Origin of the sequence: Synechocystis sp. CACIAM 05 (assembly GCF_010222815.1) — a bacterium.
Lineage (GTDB): Bacteria > Cyanobacteriota > Cyanobacteriia > Cyanobacteriales > Microcystaceae > Synechocystis.
The window spans coordinates 1,750,548-1,767,091 of record NZ_CP019225.1 but is presented as its reverse complement, the minus strand read 5'-3'; the positions used below and the strand labels follow the sequence as shown (position 1 = coordinate 1,767,091).

13 protein-coding genes and 1 pseudogene are annotated in these 16,544 nt (G+C 42.6%); 11 read left to right on the top strand and 3 right to left on the bottom strand.

The window, feature by feature from the left end; all coding sequences use genetic code 11:
* Nucleotides 1-159, top strand: a pseudogene (locus tag BWK47_RS08430) (photosystem II q(b) protein); the annotation flags it as partial.
* A gap of 152 nt (nucleotides 160-311) precedes the next feature.
* Nucleotides 312-2,219, top strand: a complete 1,908-nt coding sequence (gene dnaG / locus BWK47_RS08425) for a DNA primase (RefSeq protein ID WP_162328304.1) — start codon at nucleotides 312-314, stop codon at nucleotides 2,217-2,219.
* Nucleotides 2,220-2,702: 483 nt separating this feature from the next.
* Here the strand turns inward: dnaG and BWK47_RS08420 are convergent, their stop codons facing one another.
* Nucleotides 2,703-3,620, bottom strand: coding sequence for a S1 RNA-binding domain-containing protein (locus BWK47_RS08420; RefSeq protein WP_162328303.1), 918 nt, complete (start codon nucleotides 3,618-3,620; stop codon nucleotides 2,703-2,705).
* 149 nt (nucleotides 3,621-3,769) lie between these two features.
* On the opposite strand from BWK47_RS08420, the gene BWK47_RS08415 reads away from it, so the two are divergent.
* The gene (locus BWK47_RS08415; RefSeq protein ID WP_162328302.1) at nucleotides 3,770-4,843 is read left to right on the top strand and encodes an aromatic ring-hydroxylating dioxygenase subunit alpha; all 1,074 of its coding nucleotides are present in this window, start codon (nucleotides 3,770-3,772) and stop codon (nucleotides 4,841-4,843) included.
* On the top strand, nucleotides 4,840-5,520 hold the full coding sequence (locus BWK47_RS08410) for an ABC transporter ATP-binding protein (protein WP_162328301.1): 681 nt from the start codon (nucleotides 4,840-4,842) through the stop codon (nucleotides 5,518-5,520). Before BWK47_RS08415 ends, BWK47_RS08410 begins: the two co-directional genes overlap by 4 nt.
* Here the strand turns inward: BWK47_RS08410 and BWK47_RS08405 are convergent.
* Both BWK47_RS08405 and BWK47_RS08400 read right to left on the bottom strand, forming a co-directional pair.
* The gene (locus BWK47_RS08405; protein WP_237269982.1) at nucleotides 5,517-7,325 is read right to left on the bottom strand and encodes a SpoIIE family protein phosphatase; all 1,809 of its coding nucleotides are present in this window, start codon (nucleotides 7,323-7,325) and stop codon (nucleotides 5,517-5,519) included. The two genes, BWK47_RS08410 and BWK47_RS08405, sit on opposite strands and share 4 nt — an antisense overlap.
* Before the next feature lie 247 nt (nucleotides 7,326-7,572).
* A complete protein-coding gene (locus tag BWK47_RS08400) occupies nucleotides 7,573-7,944 on the bottom strand; it encodes a response regulator (RefSeq protein WP_010872847.1) in 372 nt (123 codons plus the stop codon).
* 182 nt (nucleotides 7,945-8,126) lie between these two features.
* On the opposite strand from BWK47_RS08400, the gene BWK47_RS08395 reads away from it, so the two are divergent.
* The 7 genes from BWK47_RS08395 to BWK47_RS08365 form a co-directional block, all read left to right on the top strand.
* Nucleotides 8,127-10,151, top strand: a complete 2,025-nt coding sequence (locus BWK47_RS08395; RefSeq protein WP_162328299.1) for an ATP-binding protein — start codon at nucleotides 8,127-8,129, stop codon at nucleotides 10,149-10,151.
* A gap of 200 nt (nucleotides 10,152-10,351) precedes the next feature.
* On the top strand, nucleotides 10,352-11,746 hold the full coding sequence (locus BWK47_RS08390; RefSeq protein ID WP_237269980.1) for an LCP family protein: 1,395 nt from the start codon (nucleotides 10,352-10,354) through the stop codon (nucleotides 11,744-11,746).
* A 95-nt stretch (nucleotides 11,747-11,841) separates the two neighbouring features.
* The gene (locus BWK47_RS08385; RefSeq protein ID WP_010872844.1) at nucleotides 11,842-12,207 is read left to right on the top strand and encodes a hypothetical protein; all 366 of its coding nucleotides are present in this window, start codon (nucleotides 11,842-11,844) and stop codon (nucleotides 12,205-12,207) included.
* 574 nt (nucleotides 12,208-12,781) lie between these two features.
* Nucleotides 12,782-13,858: a magnesium-protoporphyrin IX monomethyl ester (oxidative) cyclase gene (gene acsF / locus BWK47_RS08380; RefSeq protein ID WP_162328297.1), complete on the top strand. Its 1,077-nt coding sequence runs from the start codon at nucleotides 12,782-12,784 to the stop codon at nucleotides 13,856-13,858.
* Between the two features lie 64 nt (nucleotides 13,859-13,922).
* Complete coding sequence (locus tag BWK47_RS08375; protein ID WP_162328296.1) at nucleotides 13,923-14,675, top strand: biliverdin-producing heme oxygenase; 753 nt, start codon at nucleotides 13,923-13,925, stop codon at nucleotides 14,673-14,675.
* Nucleotides 14,676-14,934: 259 nt separating this feature from the next.
* Nucleotides 14,935-16,335: an oxygen-independent coproporphyrinogen III oxidase gene (gene hemN, locus BWK47_RS08370; protein WP_162328295.1), complete on the top strand. Its 1,401-nt coding sequence runs from the start codon at nucleotides 14,935-14,937 to the stop codon at nucleotides 16,333-16,335.
* 92 nt (nucleotides 16,336-16,427) lie between these two features.
* Nucleotides 16,428-16,544, top strand: a 117-nt coding sequence (locus BWK47_RS08365) for an IS630 transposase-related protein (RefSeq protein WP_237269999.1), incomplete at its 3' end; no start/stop codon positions are given.

Genomic DNA, 16,544 nt, shown 5'->3' with positions numbered 1-16,544 from the left:
AGCCAAGGCCGGGTAATCGGTACCTGGGCTGATGTATTGAACCGCGCCAACATCGGTTTTGAAGTAATGCACGAACGCAATGCCCACAACTTCCCCCTCGACTTAGCGTCTGGGGAGCAAGCTCCTGTGGCTTTGACCGCTCCTGCTATCAACGGTTAATTCCTTGGTGTAATCCCAATTGAATAATCTGCAAATTGCACTCTCCTTCAATGGGGGGTGCTTTTTGCTGGTTGACCATGCTTGAGTAGAGCTTAAGTTGACAAGTATCTCTCCCCATCGTCACTCTTAGAAGCAGAGTAGGTTGATTTATCATGGATAACCTCCGTCTGCATCCAGACACCATCCAAGAAATTAAGCAAAGAATAGACATTGTCGAAATTATCGGCGATTATGTCGTGCTCAAGAAAAGGGGGCGGGATCACCTTGGCCTATGTCCTTTCCACGATGAAAAGTCACCAAGTTTTAGTGTCAGTCCAACCAAGCAAATGTATTATTGCTTTGGTTGTGGAGCTGGGGGCAATGCCTTTAATTTTTTAATGGAACTGGGTAAGCGTTCCTTTACAGATGTGGCTTTAGATTTAGCCCGTCGCTATCAAATCCAAATTCAAACCCTAGAGCCGGCGCAAAAACAGGAGTTACAACGGCAACTATCTCTGCGGGAACAGCTCTATGAAATTATGGCTGTGGCTGCCGGTTTTTATCACCATACTCTTTTTCAGCCCCAAGGACAGGAAGCTCTAACTTATTTGGATCGAAAACGTTGTTTATCTTCAGCTACGATCCAAGAATTTCAGTTGGGTTATGCTCCGGCTGGTTGGGAAACTCTTTACCGCTATTTGGTGGAACAAAAACGTTATCCTGTGGCGGCAGTGGAACAGGCGGGCTTAATTAAGGCTCGTCAATCTGGTACTGGTTATTACGATCAATTTCGCCATCGTTTGATGATTCCGATTCGGGATGTTCAAGGTAAAACCATTGCTTTTGGCAGTAGAACCTTGGGAAACGATGAGCCGAAATACCTCAATTCTCCAGAGACTCCTTTATTTCATAAAAGCAAGACTTTATTTGGTTTAGACCAAGCTAAAACTGCTATTCAAAAAGTAGATGAAGCAATTTTAGTAGAGGGCTATTTTGACGTTATTGCTCTGCACGAAAGTGGTATTAAGCAAACTGTGGCGGCCTTGGGAACAGCCTTAAGTCGAGACCAAGTACAAAGTTTGATGCGGTTTAGTCAATCTAAGCAAATTATTTTTAATTTTGATGCCGATAAGGCTGGTATTAATGCTACCCAGCGGGCGATCCAGGAAATTGAGCCTTTGGTTTATAGTGGTCAAGTTAATTTGCGTATTTTGAACCTACCGGCGGGGAAAGATGCCGATGAGTTTATCCACAGTAGTGCTGAAAATAAAGAAATTTACCAAACTTTAGTTAAGCAGGCTCCCCTCTGGGTAGATTGGCAAATTCAACAATTGCTCAAGCAAAAAAATCTCAAAGATCCCCTCGATTTTGAGCAGGTAGCCAGGGGGATGGTGGACATTCTAAAACGTTTAACAGACCAAAATAAACGGGCCTACTATCTACAGTTATGTGGAGAAATTTTGAGTCAAGGAGACAGTCGTTTAATTAGTCTGCAAGTTAATAATCTTTCTAGTCAACTGACCTATGGCGATCGCCCTGGAAAAAATGGGTCTAGGCATTGGCAGGCCAAGGATCCCACCAGTAGCCTACTGGAGAAGGCGGAAGCTCTATTGTTGAAAATATATCTCCATTGCCCCCAGGAACGGCCAACTATTGATCAAATATTGACGGAAAACGATCTTTTATTTAGCTTTGCTCACCATCGTTTACTGTGGCAAAAAATTGACCAGGTGCGGGAGTATTTTAATTTGGATTCCGACCCCGATAATCAGCTACCCCTACTAGTGCAATTAGCTTACCTGGAGCAAGAGGGAGACTTTAACTCCGTTGAGTCTCTTTTTCAACTGACGGAAACCAGTGCCGAAGATCTGTTTCGAGCTAATCTGCGCATTCCAGAGGCGATCTCCATTATGGAAAAAGTGCCTTGGGAAAGTTATCAAAAGCATTGCTTTGGTAAACTGCAACAGTTAGATCCCCGTACCCAAGCGGAGGATTTTCGTTACTATCAAGAGCAGTGGCAAAAAGCTCGCCAAGAAATTCAACGGCTAGAAAGTCAACGCCTGAACCAACCGCTCAATTAATAGACTAATTCCCCAAATTTTGCTCTGGGGAGAAATTGAAGTTTTTTCAATATCCTTGTCTTCTATTGCGATAATATGGGGACAAAATTTTGTCTGATCCCAAACCAGTTAGAGACAAAATTCCCATAGTTCAGGTAGTCGCAGAAAACGGTCATAAAGTCTCAGACTAGTTGCTTTAAGATCAAATTAGGGCCAAAAATAACCAAACTTTATTTTTTGTTACAAAAATCGTGTTCCATGTTACAATTTTTTATATAGAAATCAAAGACTGCGCGAGTTGGGAAACCGCCACTGAGATTTCCTCAAGCAACAACAACATTTGGTGGAGTCAGGGAGAGTTTCTCTGACTCTTTTTGGTATTTGGCTCCCCAATCCCAGCTTGGAGGATAATGCTTGGAGCGTACTTGAAATCGTTTTACTGGACTGTCTGGTTACCCTGTTTGGATCGTCGTTCAAACTGGGGAGAGTCGCTTAAATCTACCCTTAGTTTTTTTCCAGTTGCTCCTGTTTATCGCCCAAATTTTGTTTGGATTGTACCAGGGGTAACCGATTGGGAACATCGGCCATCATTTCGTCAAATTTTTCCACCAATTCCCCAGGATAGGTTTCCAAAATGCGGGTGGAAAGGGAAATACGATTTTTATACTCGTCAATTTCTTGGACGTAGACACTGATGGTTTGGCCAAAGGTGAACAGGGTATTGAGGGAATCAACCCTGGTGCCGCTCACCTGGCTGACATGGAGTAAACCCATTACCCCTTCAATTTCCACAAACACGCCATAGGGCTGAATTTTAGCCACTTTGCCTTCGTAGATATTGCCCGCCGCAATTTTGCCCATGGATTCGGCCTGTTGGATGCGACGCTGGGTCAACACCAATTTATTGTTATCCTGGTTAGCCTCGAGGATATGGGCTTTGAGCACTTGCCCCACCAAAGCGTCCATATTGTCCTTGTGCATCAGGTGTGATCGGGGAATGAAACCCCGCAATCCTTCCACATCGCCCACCACGCCTCCTTTGTTGGTGCCGGTGACGACCATTTCGAGGGTTTTGCCACTCTCCTCCAACTCTGCCAAGTTTTCCCAGGATTGCTGGATTTGCAACTGACGCCGGGAAAGCCTTACTTGCCCCTCGTCATTTTGTTCACTGGTGACGAGGAAATCCCAGGCACTATCCAGGGGAAAACTGTCCTCAATTTCCGCATGGGGCCTTAGACCTAATTCCTGTACAGGGACAAAACCGGGGGATTTACCGCCAAAATCCACATAAACTCCCTCGTTGGCGTGCTGACAGATTTTGCCATGGACGGTTTGACCTTTCTCCGCATGGTAGTCGTGTTTGTCAAGGGCTTTGGCAAATTCATCGAGGGAAAAGGCTGCACTGTTGGAGGAAGAAGGCATACGAGAACAGATTGAAAAATCATTTTGAATGCCTTATTCTAGCAGGATTGCTTGGGACTTTCGTGACGAGCTAGTTCCAGTGTGGGACGGCCCTTACCTGGGTAGGATCAGTTTTTTGCTTTACCTTTACCACTGTTGTTGGCTTGCTAATGAGCGCTCTTTCTTCCCATAGTCAAGCATTGTCTATGCTGCGTACTACCCCAATCAATTTCAACCATTGGTATGTGGTGGCCCAAGCAGGGGAATTAGGTCAGGGACCACTGGGAATTGTTCTTTGGGAAAAGGCGATCGCCATTTATCGGGACCAGGATGGCCAGGTGCGGGCGGTGGAGGATCGTTGTCCCCATCGTCAAGTGAAGTTGAGTGAAGGAAAGGTGTTGGGCAATAATTTAGAATGTGCTTACCATGGTTGGCAGTTTGATGCCCAGGGCCACTGTGCAAAGATCCCCTATTTTAGCGAGGATCAAAAACTTCCTCCCTGCCGTTTGCGCACCTATCCTGTGCAGGAAAAAGATGGGTTTATTTGGCTTTATCCAGGGGATCTAGACTATCTTGCCAGCCACGGACCAGAGCCCTTGGCGATACCAGAATGGCACCATTTAAACCACATTGGTAGTTTCGCCGCCTTTGATTGCCCGGGTCATTTTTCCTACCTGATTGAAAATTTAATGGATATGTACCACGGGCATTTACACGATAATTACCAGGCTTGGGCCTCTGCTTCCCTCCGGGAAATTGAAACCAATGGCGATCGGGTGGTGGTGGACTACGATGCCCAAAGTTATTACAAAATTGATAAAATCTGGTCCATTTCCCAACTGTTTTTCCCTACCCTAAGACGATTGCATCCAGAAAATTTGCGGGTGAGTTACATCTATCCCCATTGGTCCTCTACGTTGGGAGCAGACTTTAAAATTTACTGCCTATTTTGTCCCATTTCTGCCAACAAAACCAAGGCCTATTTAGTCCACTTTACTTCCCTAGAAGCTTTTCCCAAACTACATAAATTACCCGTTGCCTTTAGGAGTTTTTTAAAAAATTGGCTATCGGGAACAGCCCGGCCCTTACTAGAAGGTTTGATTGACCAGGATATTCACATGATTTCCCAAGAGCAAGCCGCTTTTGAGCAGAACCCCGATCGCCAAAATGTGGAAGTTAACCCAGCCCTAGCTAAGGTCCAACAATTAATTCGTCAACAGGCCTTGGCCTCGGAGAATGCATGACTTCTTTGATTAAATTAATCGGGGTTAGCACCACTGAAATAACTGGCACCACTGTTTTACTTAATAATATTTCTCTCCACATTGACCATCGGGAAATTATTGGTCTCCAAGGGCGATCGGGGGCGGGTAAAACCACTTTACTGCGGCTATTAAATCGACTCCAAGAAGTAAGTCAGGGTACTATTCTTTATGATGAAAAAGCTTTAAATAAATATCCGATTCAGCAACTGCGTCAAGAAATAGTTTTAGTGCCCCAGGAACCAAAACTTTTGGGTATGACAGTGGAAGAAAGCTTAATTTATCCTCTAGAACTGCAGAAAGTTAGCAAAACAGAATGTCAAAGACGAAGGATTCGGGCCTGTGATATTTGGGAAATTCCCAGTGATTGGTTAGATCGAAATGAACTACAGCTTTCTGTGGGGCAAAGACAGTTGGTTACCCTCGTACGGGCCACCATGTTAAGTCCTCGCATTCTTCTGTTAGATGAACCTACTGCTGCTCTTGATCCGGCGTTAGCCCAAAGGGTTTTAACACAACTAAAATTAATCAACCAAGAAAATGGTACCACTATGGTTATGGTTAACCATACGCCGGAATATTTAGAAAATTTTTGTCAACGTATTTTCACCCTCTGCCAAGGAGAATTAGAGCAAGAAACTACTCTAAAAAATAGTTAAGTTGTTTGAAATTTAATCGCTAGCAAAGTAATGTCATCAAACTGTTGAGCTTCCCCCATATGTTCCTCCAGGGAGTCCTTGATATTCAGCATTAATTGATCAACTGAGTTAAACGAACTGCCTAGGGCTTTTAATAATTTTTCCTTGCCAAAAAAGTTACCAGTGGGTGATTTTGCTTCCGTTACGCCATCGGTGTATGACAGTAGTAAGTCTCCTGGCTGTAGAATAATTTCTGCCGTTTTAAACTGCAGATCAGGCAACATTCCCACCGCTGGTCCTGTGGAGGTTAACTTGGTTTTCAACTGGTGGTTACTATCGACAATAAAAACCGGTTCGTGACCGCCATTAATATAGGACAATTTACCACTACTAGGTTCTAGAATGCCAAAGAAAATTGTGGCAAACATACTAGCTTCGCCATGGTTAATAGCGACGTAATTATTGATTAATTTAATAGACTCCAATGGTTCAAAATTAATGTTATTGAGCAAATTGTCTAGGTTGACATCTAGTAGACCCTGACCGCTAGGCAAATTAAAAGAAGGATTGATTAAACCATCCAGGGCCGCTTGCCCGGAAAAAATGCGAATTAAACTGCGGAATAATCCCATAAATAATGCGGCCCCTACCCCTTTGTCACAAACGTCCGCCACCACTATTCCCAGGCGATCGCCAGGAAGCTCAAATAAGTCATAAAAATCTCCAGCCAGTTGTTGGGCCGGACTAAAGTAGGCAGAAAATTCCCACCCGCTCCTGGTTAATAAATGGGCTGGCAAGAAATTCTTTTGCATTTGTCTACCTTTTTCTAGCTCCTTAGCCATCATTTCTGAGAGGGCTTCCACCTGTTGGGTATATAACTTTTCTTGATCCCGTAAGCGCTTTTTTTCTAAGGAAGAACCGATGCGAGCCTTGAGTAATACTGGGTCGAAGGGTTTGGGCAAAAAATCTTCCGCCCCCATCTCAATACAACGAATAATGCTCTCAAATTCATCTAAAGCTGAAACAATAATGACCGGAATATGCTGAAATTCTACACTGGTTTTTAAATATTCTAAAAACTGGTCTCCATTAGTTTCTGGCATGAGTAGATCCAGCAAAATTAGATCGTAATTTTGACTTTGGAGAAGATCTAACGCGTCCTTCGCACTTAAACAAGTGGTGACTACATGGCCTTTGCGAGTTAAGTGTTGAAAAAATAAATCTAAATTGCTGGGATTATCGTCTACCACCAGAATTTTGCCTTTTAACAGTTCCCTGGAGTCAACACCATTAGTTTTGATATTGCCCAGGGGAATTTCATTGGTATTTGAGGAAGATGAAAAAATGGAATCAGGGGATAGACCGGTTTCATTGCCAGGATTTAATGATTCTAAAAAATTGGTAAAAATTGATTCAATATTATTGACTAGGCCCTGCAAGCGTAAGGCCGCTAACTTTATTTTTCTTATATCTTCAGTAAGTTCAAGTTCATTGGTGCATTCCTCTGCTTCGAGCAAACTATCGCAGTTAAGAATGATGTTAGTAATGGAAAAATTAGTGCTGTGGGGAATGGTGGAAAAAAGCTTCTGAAAATCCGACTTATCCTCTCCGTCAGAATGCTTAACAAATAGGTTGATAATTTCAAGTAACTTCTGTGCTTCCACCAGTAATGTATCTATTTCTTCTGTAAGGGGAGAATTAGCTTCTGCTAACTCTTCTTGAACCATTTCCCCATAGCCGACAATCGCATTAATGGGAGTTCTGAGCTCGTGACGAATGAAAGCGGTGGCACTTTCTATATCAACTGAATTAATAGAAGGATTCATCATTTATTAAAGAACTTATAGTTGATCAACCTAGTTTTACGAATTATTTTAGCCTTTACTGATAATTAATAATTCCCAAATTTTGTCAGACCTGGGTAACTTAAATACCCTTGATATGCCCTGACTAGATTATTGCTAACTCAAAATATAACCACCTTTAAGTTTTTGTTGCTCCCAATGGCAAAGGATTATTTCACGAAAACTATTAATAAATTGGGTGATCAGAAAAGTAAAGATCAATAACACTTCAATTAATCAATGCCTCCATTTTTTGTAACAGACGCTTGATTTCAATCGGCTTGGTATCGTAGTCGTCACAACCGGCGGCGATCGCCCTTTCTCGGTCACTGGCCATGGCATGGGCGGTCAGGGCAATGATGGGAATGTGAGCTCCATCGGGATGACCTTTAATTTGCTTAGTGGCAGTCCAGCCATCAATGATCGGCAGACTCATGTCCATTAGAATAAGCTGGGGAGACTCCGAGATAGCCATGGTCACAGCCTGTTCACCGTCAACGGCTATCACCACCTCGTATCCTTTGCGGATCAAGCGACGGGATAGCATGTCGCGATTCATTTCATTGTCTTCAACTAGGAGAACCTTAGCCATAGATTCCATACTGAACAGTTGTTAGAATTATAGCAATAGTTGCCCTGTTTTATTTCCCATCAGGTTGTTTATCTTTGCCTCCAAAATTCACCCGGACAAGAAATGTTCCTTCGTTGATTTAACCCATGGGGGACATGCTGGTGTTATTTCCACCAAAATCTTCAGTAATTGTATATGAGTAATTTTTAGCCATGGTCTCAATTATTAAGTCGGTGCGAAGAAGTTTACTGCTTAAATTTGTACTTTCCTATTTTTGCCTTTCCAGCGTGGTAGTGGCGTCAATTTTCTTAGTTGCTAACTACAGGGCAGTTAAGGGCATAGAAAGCCAAACCTTTAATCGTCTAAATATTTCTAACAACCTCAAAGAATATCAATTAGAGCAATGGATGGAGGGACAAAAAGATACATTGTTTTTACTCAGTGATATTAACAGTATTCAGGCAAATACTGAATTGCTAAAAAACACTAGTGTTAGTGACCCTCAATATAAAATAATTCAGAAGAGATTAATTGAAGAGTTGCGAGAGATTGATCTGTTTCTGCCCCATATTGAAGCCATTAATATTCTCAACACTGGTGGTATTGTGGTGGCTTCTAATAACTTGGATGAAATCGGTGTCTATAAAGGCATTGGCAACCAGACCACTTATTTTGCCAATATTAATTCCAATTTTAAAACAGTGCCAAATTTCTATTTCTCTAAGATTTATAATCGTCCTAGTATGACCTTTGCCACTAACATAAAGCATGATGTAACTCGGGAAAGACTAGGTTATTTGAGTATAGATATTAATTTGAATGCCGTTGATGATTTAATTCGCAAACGTACTGGATTGGGAGATACGGGAGAAACGTTTTTGGTAGGAGAAATAAATAATCAAGTTTCGTTTATTGCGTCGGATGAAAACAAAAAATTGACGGCCAATGGTTCCAAACCAAATTTTAATAGCTTGGGAATCAATTCAGTAATGGCTGGCAATAGTGGCCAGGGTAACTATGTTAATTATGCTGGCACACCAGTGTTGGGGGTGTACCAGTGGATAGAAAAATATAATTTAGCTTTAATTACTGAAATTAGTGAGGTAGAAGCCCTGGAATTGGCTAGGCGATTTACCCGCATGTTAGTGTTAGTGGGATTGGTGAGCACAGCTTTGCTTTTAATTGCGGTTTATCTATTATCTATCAAAATAACTAAACCAATTTTGCTTATTACTAAAGCCGCCATTGATATATCTTCCGGCGATCGGGAGGCTAGGGCTCCAGTGCTAGGAGAAGATGAACTGGGCATTCTAGCCAAATCTTTTAATTTGATGACCAACGAGTTGCGCGAATCCAATTCTAGTTTAGAGAAAAAAAATCAGGAATTGGAGCTAGCCCAAAAACAATTAGCAGTTGCTAATTCTTGTTTAGAGGAAAAGGTTCAACAAAGAACTGAGGAGTTAGAAAATACAGTCAAGGCGTTGGAATTAGCCAGTTCCGAAGCCGAAGCTGCCAATGCTACGAAAAGTATTTTTCTTGCTAATATGAGCCACGAATTGAGAACTCCCCTGAATGCCATCATTGGTTATAGTGAAATGTTAATTGAAGAAGCTGAAGACTTAGATTCAGAAGAATTGGTGCCAGACTTGGACAAAATTTTGCGTTCTGGTAAGTCATTGTTGGCTTTAATTAATGATTTGCTAGATATCTCCAAGATTGAAGCAGGAAAAATGGAACTATATTTGGAGACATTTAACCTCAAGGAATTGATTGCAGGCATTCTTGATACTATCAGTCCCTTGCTCAAAAACAATAACAATAAATTAGAGGTGGAAATTTCCCTGGAATCTGAAGAAGTCTACGGGGATTTAATTAAGCTACGGCAGGGGATACTAAATCTGCTTAGTAATGCCAGTAAATTTACCAAGGATGGGATTATTAGTTTTATCGTTGAGGAGTTCAAAGTTGACGAAAAAGACTGGCTTTCATTCCAGGTAAAAGATACGGGAATTGGTCTGACTGAAGAACAAATGTCGAAATTATTTCAACCTTTTACCCAGGCAGATTCCTCCACTACCCGTAAATATGGTGGCACTGGCTTAGGTTTAGCTATTACCCGAAAATTTTGTCAGATGATGGGGGGGGATATCTATCTAACTAGTGAAATAGGAGTGGGCTCTAGTTTTACTATTAAACTACCTAAATACGCTCAATTAAATTCTGCTAAAAATGATTAATATTTGTCTTTTTTTGACTACTTTAAAAGCTTGTTCATGGCCATGGCGGTAGGGAAGAGAAATTTTTCTTGCCAATGTTGCAGTGGTTTTGCTAGTATCCAATCCAATTACCTTATTACCTTGGGACCCGCCTAGAGCACCAAAGGACGTCATACCAATTGGAGAAAAATATCAATGGTTAGTTTGGGGTCAAACTGGTGATGGCTAAAAATTCTAATAAACGGGGTGGGGATAGTCATAATGGCAAAAAATCCCCCCGAAAGGGGAAATTCCAGGGCGGTAAGTGGTTATTAACGGGTTTTGCTCTAACGGCGATCGCCTTAGTATCGGCGGGGGCAGGATCTTTGCTGGCCATGTATTCAACTCCCCTGGGCCAGAGCAAACTTACACCGGAGCAGGCAGCGGTATTTGGCCAGGAAAAGGCCGTTTCCTACAAGAACCTCAATATCCCCCAACTCAGCCGCCCCATTAACGTGTTGCTGCTGGGTACCAAGGTATTAACCTCCGAAGAACCGGACCCCAGTCAGCCCAATCCCGGCTACCATGCGTTAGTCAATTCGGTGGAGGGGCTCACCGATACGATGGTATTGATTCGCCTTGACCCGAAGGAAAAATCCTTGGTGGTGCTATCCATTCCCCGGGACACTAGGGTAGAAATTCCCGGCTACAGCGGTGCCAGGAAAATTAACCAGGCCAATGCCTTAGGGGGCCCGGCCTTGGCCGCCATGACGGTGACGGATTTACTTGGGGATGTGCCCATTGACCGTTATATTCGGGTGAATGTACAGGCGGTGGAAAAACTTATTGATGCCCTGGGGGGGGTAGATGTATATGTGCCCCGGGATATGAAATATCAGGATGATAGCCAGCGTTTGTACATTAACCTCAAGGAAGGGCAACAGCGGCTAGACGGGGAAAAGGCTCTACAAATGTTGCGGTTTCGCTACGATGCCCTGGGGGATATTGGCCGGATTCAAAGACAGCAAATAGTGATGCGGGCGGTGGTGGAACAGGCCCTCAAACCCCAAACGATTCTGCGGATACCGGACATCGTCAAAATTCTTCAGTCCAACATTGACACCAACCTGAATATGGAGGAATTAGTGGCGATCGCCGGTTTTTCGGCGCAAATTCCTAGGGAAGATGTCAAAATGTTGATGTTGCCGGGGGATTTCAATGGTACCGGCCGCACCAGCATTAGTTACTGGCTACCCCACCAGCGGAAAATTCGAGCGATGACCGAGGAATATTTTGGGGCCACGGCTTCCAGTTCTTGGTTGTGGGATATGGAAATGGAGGAAGACTTAACTGCCCTCGATCCCTATGGCCTCCGCATTGCCATCCAAGACAGCACCGATCGCCCCCAGGCAGTGAAAGCTTTAGTGAAAGAGTTGGAAACTGCCGGTTACAGCCGCATCAACGTAGTCAGTGCCTTTTCCCCGCCCTTACAAACCACCAGAGTAATTGCTCAACAAGGCGACCATTTGGGGGCCAGGCAAGTACGCAATAGTATTGGTCTGGGGGAAGTTTTAGTGGATAGCAATGGTTATCTAATCTCCGACGTTACCATTCAAATTGGGGCTGACTGGCCATAGGAAATTCCAGCGCCCTATTTTTGTTAAAATTCAGTCACAATTAGTTTGTACACAATTCACCGTAAAATCCTGCCCAATTAGGAGAACCACATTAAATGTTAAAAAAATTGTTTGGCGCTAAAAAAGAATTTTACGTCCAGTTAGATGAAAGCCAAGCCCCCGCCCAGGTGGAAGAGGCCGACGTGGCGATCGTAAAATCGGAGGTAGCTCCGGTGGAAAAACCGGCTCCGACCACTTCGAAAAAAACTTCCATTAAGAAAAAGTCTGCTACTAAAGCGGCTGCCCCAGTGGAAACTCCCGCCTCCGCTCCAGTGGCCCCGGCTCCCAAGGCCAAAGTTGATCCCAGCCAGGTGGCCTTTGCTAGTGGTGACCCCATTCCCCAAAATGTTGCTCGTCGTACCCCTGGCCCTAGTTTGAATCGTTTCAAGGAAATGGCTCGCCAAGTTAAGGTTAAACGATAAAAACCTCATTGATTTACTGTTTTATACTCAATTAGGCTAAATCAGGGGCAACAGGGGTTGATAAAAACTTTTAGATAAGTAACTTCAGTCCATAAAGCGTACCCTGTCTTAACTAAATCAGTCATAACTTTGGTCTAGCCATTTGTGAGGGTGCCATTCCCTTCCACTGCTTGTGAGAATAATCACAGGCAGTTTTTTTATTGCTTCGATTCAGAATCTGTTGGTAAAGTTTCAATTTTCCTCTCAATCGAACCACTAAAGCTCTAGGAATACCGGGGAAATTTTATCTAGCTTTCCACCAAATTTGAAGGCCAGGGGGGTTCTTAAAATAGGCTCTGAGGCTTCAACTTGCAGACTTTAGCATTTCTTTACAAATAATCAAAACCCAGACCAGGTAATAATTTTTCCCCTTTGGAAACTATGGGGTAGCAATGGAAACTGTCTTGTCAGGATCCGGGGAATTGGACAGGATGAAAGGCAACATCAAAAATTTTCCCTAGGTTTTCACCCTGATTTTCTTTCAGGCTTTTTGCCATAATCCTTATCCCTTTTAAGATTCTCCTGTTAATTAACGATGGTATCCACCACCCTACCGACTCAGTTAGAAACCATTCGCCCCGGCATTAAAGCTCCGGTAAAGGAAACTCTCCTTACACCTCGTTTTTACACCACCGATTTTGATAAAGTTGCCAATCTGGCGTTGACCCTCCAGGACGAGGAAATTGAAGCGGCGTTGGAGGAATTGCGAGCCGATTACAATCGTTATCATTTTGTTCGTAACGATGATTTCAAGCGTAGTTTTGACCACATTGATGGAACCACCCGTTTAGCGTTTATTGACTTTTTAGAGCGGTCCTGCACCTCGGAATTTTCTGGTTTTCTGCTATTTAAAGAGTTGTCCCGTCGTCTCAAAAATCGTAGTCCCAAATTAGCAGAGGCTTTTCATCTTTTGGCTAGGGATGAGGCTCGCCATGCCGGTTTTATTAACAAAGCTATGGCGGATTTTGGTCTTTCCCTCGATTTGCGTTATTTAACCCAAAAAAGAACCTATACTTTCTTCCCGCCAGAGTGGGTAATTTACACCGTTTATTTATCAGAAAAAATTGGTTATTGGCGTTATATTTTAATGTTTCGCCATTTAGAAAAAAATCCCGACCACAATATTTATCCCCTATTTAACTATTTTGAGTGTTGGTGTCAGGATGAAAACCGCCACGGAGATTTTTTCAAGGCTTTACTCCGTTCTCAAACAGCCCTGTGGAAAACTTGGCAATCCCGACTTTGGTCCCGCTTTTTCCTCTTAACGGTGTTTGTTACCCATACTCTAACCGTGTTCGAGCGAACGGATTTTTATCAGTCGGTGGGGCTAGATGCTAAGCAATATAACGTGGATGTGGTGACAAATACCAATGCAACGGCAGCAAGAGCTTTTCCAGAAGTTTTGGACACGGATAATCCTAAATTTTTCCCCCGCCTAGAAGCCTGTGCCAGCGCTAACGAAAAACTAACGGCGATCGCCAACAGCCAAGCCCCGAAATTGGTAAAATTTTGTCAAAAAATGCCGTGGATTGCTGTGATTATCTGGCAAATGCTATGTATCTTTTTGCAAAAGCCAGTGGATGCCGAAGCCCGTCGGGGGATGGTGTGTTAATTTATTCAACTTTTAACTTACTCCAATTGTTTGCTAATTATTGCTAATTACCTTTGGTAAAACCATGACTAACCTTGCACAAAAACTCCGCTACGGTACCCAACAATCCCACACTTTGGCAGAAAACACTGCCTACATGAAATGCTTTTTAAAAGGCATTGTAGAGCGGGAACCATTTCGGCAATTATTAGCTAATTTGTACTATCTTTGCAGTACCCTAGAAGCAGCTTTACGCCAACATCGGGACAATGAAATTATTAGCGCAATTTATTTTCCAGAATTGAATCGCACTGATAAATTAGCGGAGGATTTGGCTTACTATTACGGTCCTAATTGGCAACAAATAATCCAACCTACTCCCTGTGCAAAAATTTATGTCGATCGCCTCAAAACTATTGCAGCAAGTGAACCGGAACTACTCATTGCCCATTGTTACACCCGTTACCTAGGGGATTTATCCGGCGGTCAAAGCCTGAAAAATATTATTCGTTCCGCTTTACAATTGCCGGAGGGAGAGGGCACCGCCATGTATGAATTTGACAGTTTGCCTACCCCAGGCGATCGCCGTCAATTCAAAGAAATTTACCGGGATGTGTTGAACAGCTTGCCCTTAGATGAAGCCACTATAAACCGTATTGTTGAAGAAGCCAATTATGCTTTTTCCCTCAATCGGGAAGTTATGCATGACCTCGAAGACCTGATCAAAGCGGCGATCGGGGAGCATACATTTGACTTGTTAACTCGCCAGGATCGTCCAGGCAGTACTGAGGCTCGCAGTACCGCTGGTCATCCCATCACCCTAATGGTAGGTGAATAGGTTAAACGGGAAAATTAAGAGAGTGTTTATTTCAATTTAATACTCTCTTTTGCAATTTTATCTAGACACAATCTAGATAAAAAACAATCAAATGTGAGTTGAGTTGTCAATATTTTTACTATTGCTTGATTTTGGCAACTCAATATTCAGTTAGTTTAAGAGAGTTTGCAAAATATTTACCAGCGATGAAAACAGTTGTAAAACTCTCTAAATACTTCGATAAAAATTCATTTAAATAATCCTGATAGTATCTAAATTTATGACCACCACATTTCCTGCTGTTGAGTTTAGCGCTGAGTTATTAAACAAATACAATCAAGGCATTCCCCGCTACACCAGCTATCCCCCTGCCACAGAGCTAAGTCCAGCATTTGATCCTAATAATTTTCAGAGAGCCATTAACCTGGGTAACTACCAAAAAACGCCCTTATCTCTTTATTGTCACATTCCTTTCTGTGCTAAAGCTTGTTATTTTTGCGGTTGTAATACCATTATTACCCAACACAAACCGGCAGTGGATCCCTATCTAAAGGCAGTAGCCAAGCAAATTGCCCTAGTGGCTCCTTTAGTTGATCAACAAAGACCGGTGCAACAACTCCATTGGGGGGGGGGCACCCCCAATTATTTAACCCTGGAACAATCAGAATTTTTATTCAATACTATTACTGATGCTTTTCCGTTGGCAGAAAATGCTGAAATTTCCATTGAAATTAACCCATGTTATGTTGATAAGGATTATATTTTTGCCCTACGTCAACTAGGTTTTAATCGCATCAGTTTTGGAATTCAAGACTTTAATGGCAAAGTGCAACAGACAGTTAATCGTATTCAACCTGAAGCGATGTTATTCCAGGTAATGGATTGGATTCGTCAAGCTAATTTTGACAGCGTTAATGTGGATTTAATTTATGGTTTACCATATCAAACTTTAAGCACGTTCCGAGAAACTTTACATAAAACAGCTCAACTTAATCCAGACCGCATTGCTGTGTTTAATTTTGCCTATGTGCCTTGGCTTAAGCCAGTACAAAAGAAAATGCCCGAATCAGCCCTTCCTCCAGCGGAGGAAAAGTTGAAAATTATGCAAGCTACCATTGCAGACCTTACCGAGCAAGGCTATGTATTTATCGGCATGGACCATTTTGCCAAACCCGATGACGAGTTGGCGATCGCCCAACGGCGGGGAGAATTACACCGTAACTTCCAGGGTTACACTACCCAACCGGAGTCTGATTTATTGGGTTTTGGCATCACTTCTATCAGTATGTTGCAAGATGTATATGCCCAAAATCATAAAACATTAAAAGCTTTTTATAATGCCCTAGACCGAGAAGTAATGCCTATAGAAAAAGGGCTTAAACTAAGTCAAGATGATTTAATTCGTCGCACTGTAATCAAGGAATTAATGTGTCAATTTAAACTCTCTGCCCAGGAATTGGAAAGCAAATATAATTTGGGCTTTGACTGTCATTTTAACGACTATTTTGCTAAGGAATTATCGGCCCTGGATGTCCTGGAAGCGGATGGTTTACTCCGTCGGTTGGGGGATGGCTTGGAAGTTACCCCCCGGGGGCGAATTTTAATTCGTAATATTGCCGCTGTGTTTGATGCTTACCTACAAAATAAATCCAAACAACAGATGTTTTCTCGGGCAATTTAAGGACTCTTTTTCCTTAGGTATAGTCATTTCAATTAACGATGAGAGAATTTAATGTAAAATTATGGGGTGTATAAAATGAACAGGTTTAAACAATGGCTTACAGTTTAGATTTAAGGCAAAGAGTAGTAGCTTATATAGAAGCTGGAGGAAAAATAACTGAGGCTTCGAAGATATATAAAATAGGAAAAGCCTCGATATACAGATGGTTA

Excerpts from the sequence above, each read along its gene's own strand:
- BWK47_RS08395 (WP_162328299.1), top strand. The coding sequence starts at position 8,127 with ATGGTCTCAATTATTAAGTCGGTGCGAAGAAGTTTACTGCTTAAATTT.
- hemN (WP_162328295.1), top strand. The coding sequence starts at position 14,935 with ATGACCACCACATTTCCTGCTGTTGAGTTTAGCGCTGAGTTATTAAAC.
- BWK47_RS08415 (WP_162328302.1), top strand. The coding sequence starts at position 3,770 with ATGAGCGCTCTTTCTTCCCATAGTCAAGCATTGTCTATGCTGCGTACT.
- acsF (WP_162328297.1), top strand. The coding sequence starts at position 12,782 with ATGGTATCCACCACCCTACCGACTCAGTTAGAAACCATTCGCCCCGGC.
- BWK47_RS08385 (WP_010872844.1), top strand. The coding sequence starts at position 11,842 with ATGTTAAAAAAATTGTTTGGCGCTAAAAAAGAATTTTACGTCCAGTTA.
- BWK47_RS08400 (WP_010872847.1), bottom strand. The coding sequence starts at position 7,944 with ATGGAATCTATGGCTAAGGTTCTCCTAGTTGAAGACAATGAAATGAAT.
- BWK47_RS08420 (WP_162328303.1), bottom strand. The coding sequence starts at position 3,620 with ATGCCTTCTTCCTCCAACAGTGCAGCCTTTTCCCTCGATGAATTTGCC.
- BWK47_RS08410 (WP_162328301.1), top strand. The coding sequence starts at position 4,840 with ATGACTTCTTTGATTAAATTAATCGGGGTTAGCACCACTGAAATAACT.
- BWK47_RS08405 (WP_237269982.1), bottom strand. The coding sequence starts at position 7,325 with ATGAATCCTTCTATTAATTCAGTTGATATAGAAAGTGCCACCGCTTTC.
- BWK47_RS08390 (WP_237269980.1), top strand. The coding sequence starts at position 10,352 with ATGGCTAAAAATTCTAATAAACGGGGTGGGGATAGTCATAATGGCAAA.
- BWK47_RS08375 (WP_162328296.1), top strand. The coding sequence starts at position 13,923 with ATGACTAACCTTGCACAAAAACTCCGCTACGGTACCCAACAATCCCAC.
- dnaG (WP_162328304.1), top strand. The coding sequence starts at position 312 with ATGGATAACCTCCGTCTGCATCCAGACACCATCCAAGAAATTAAGCAA.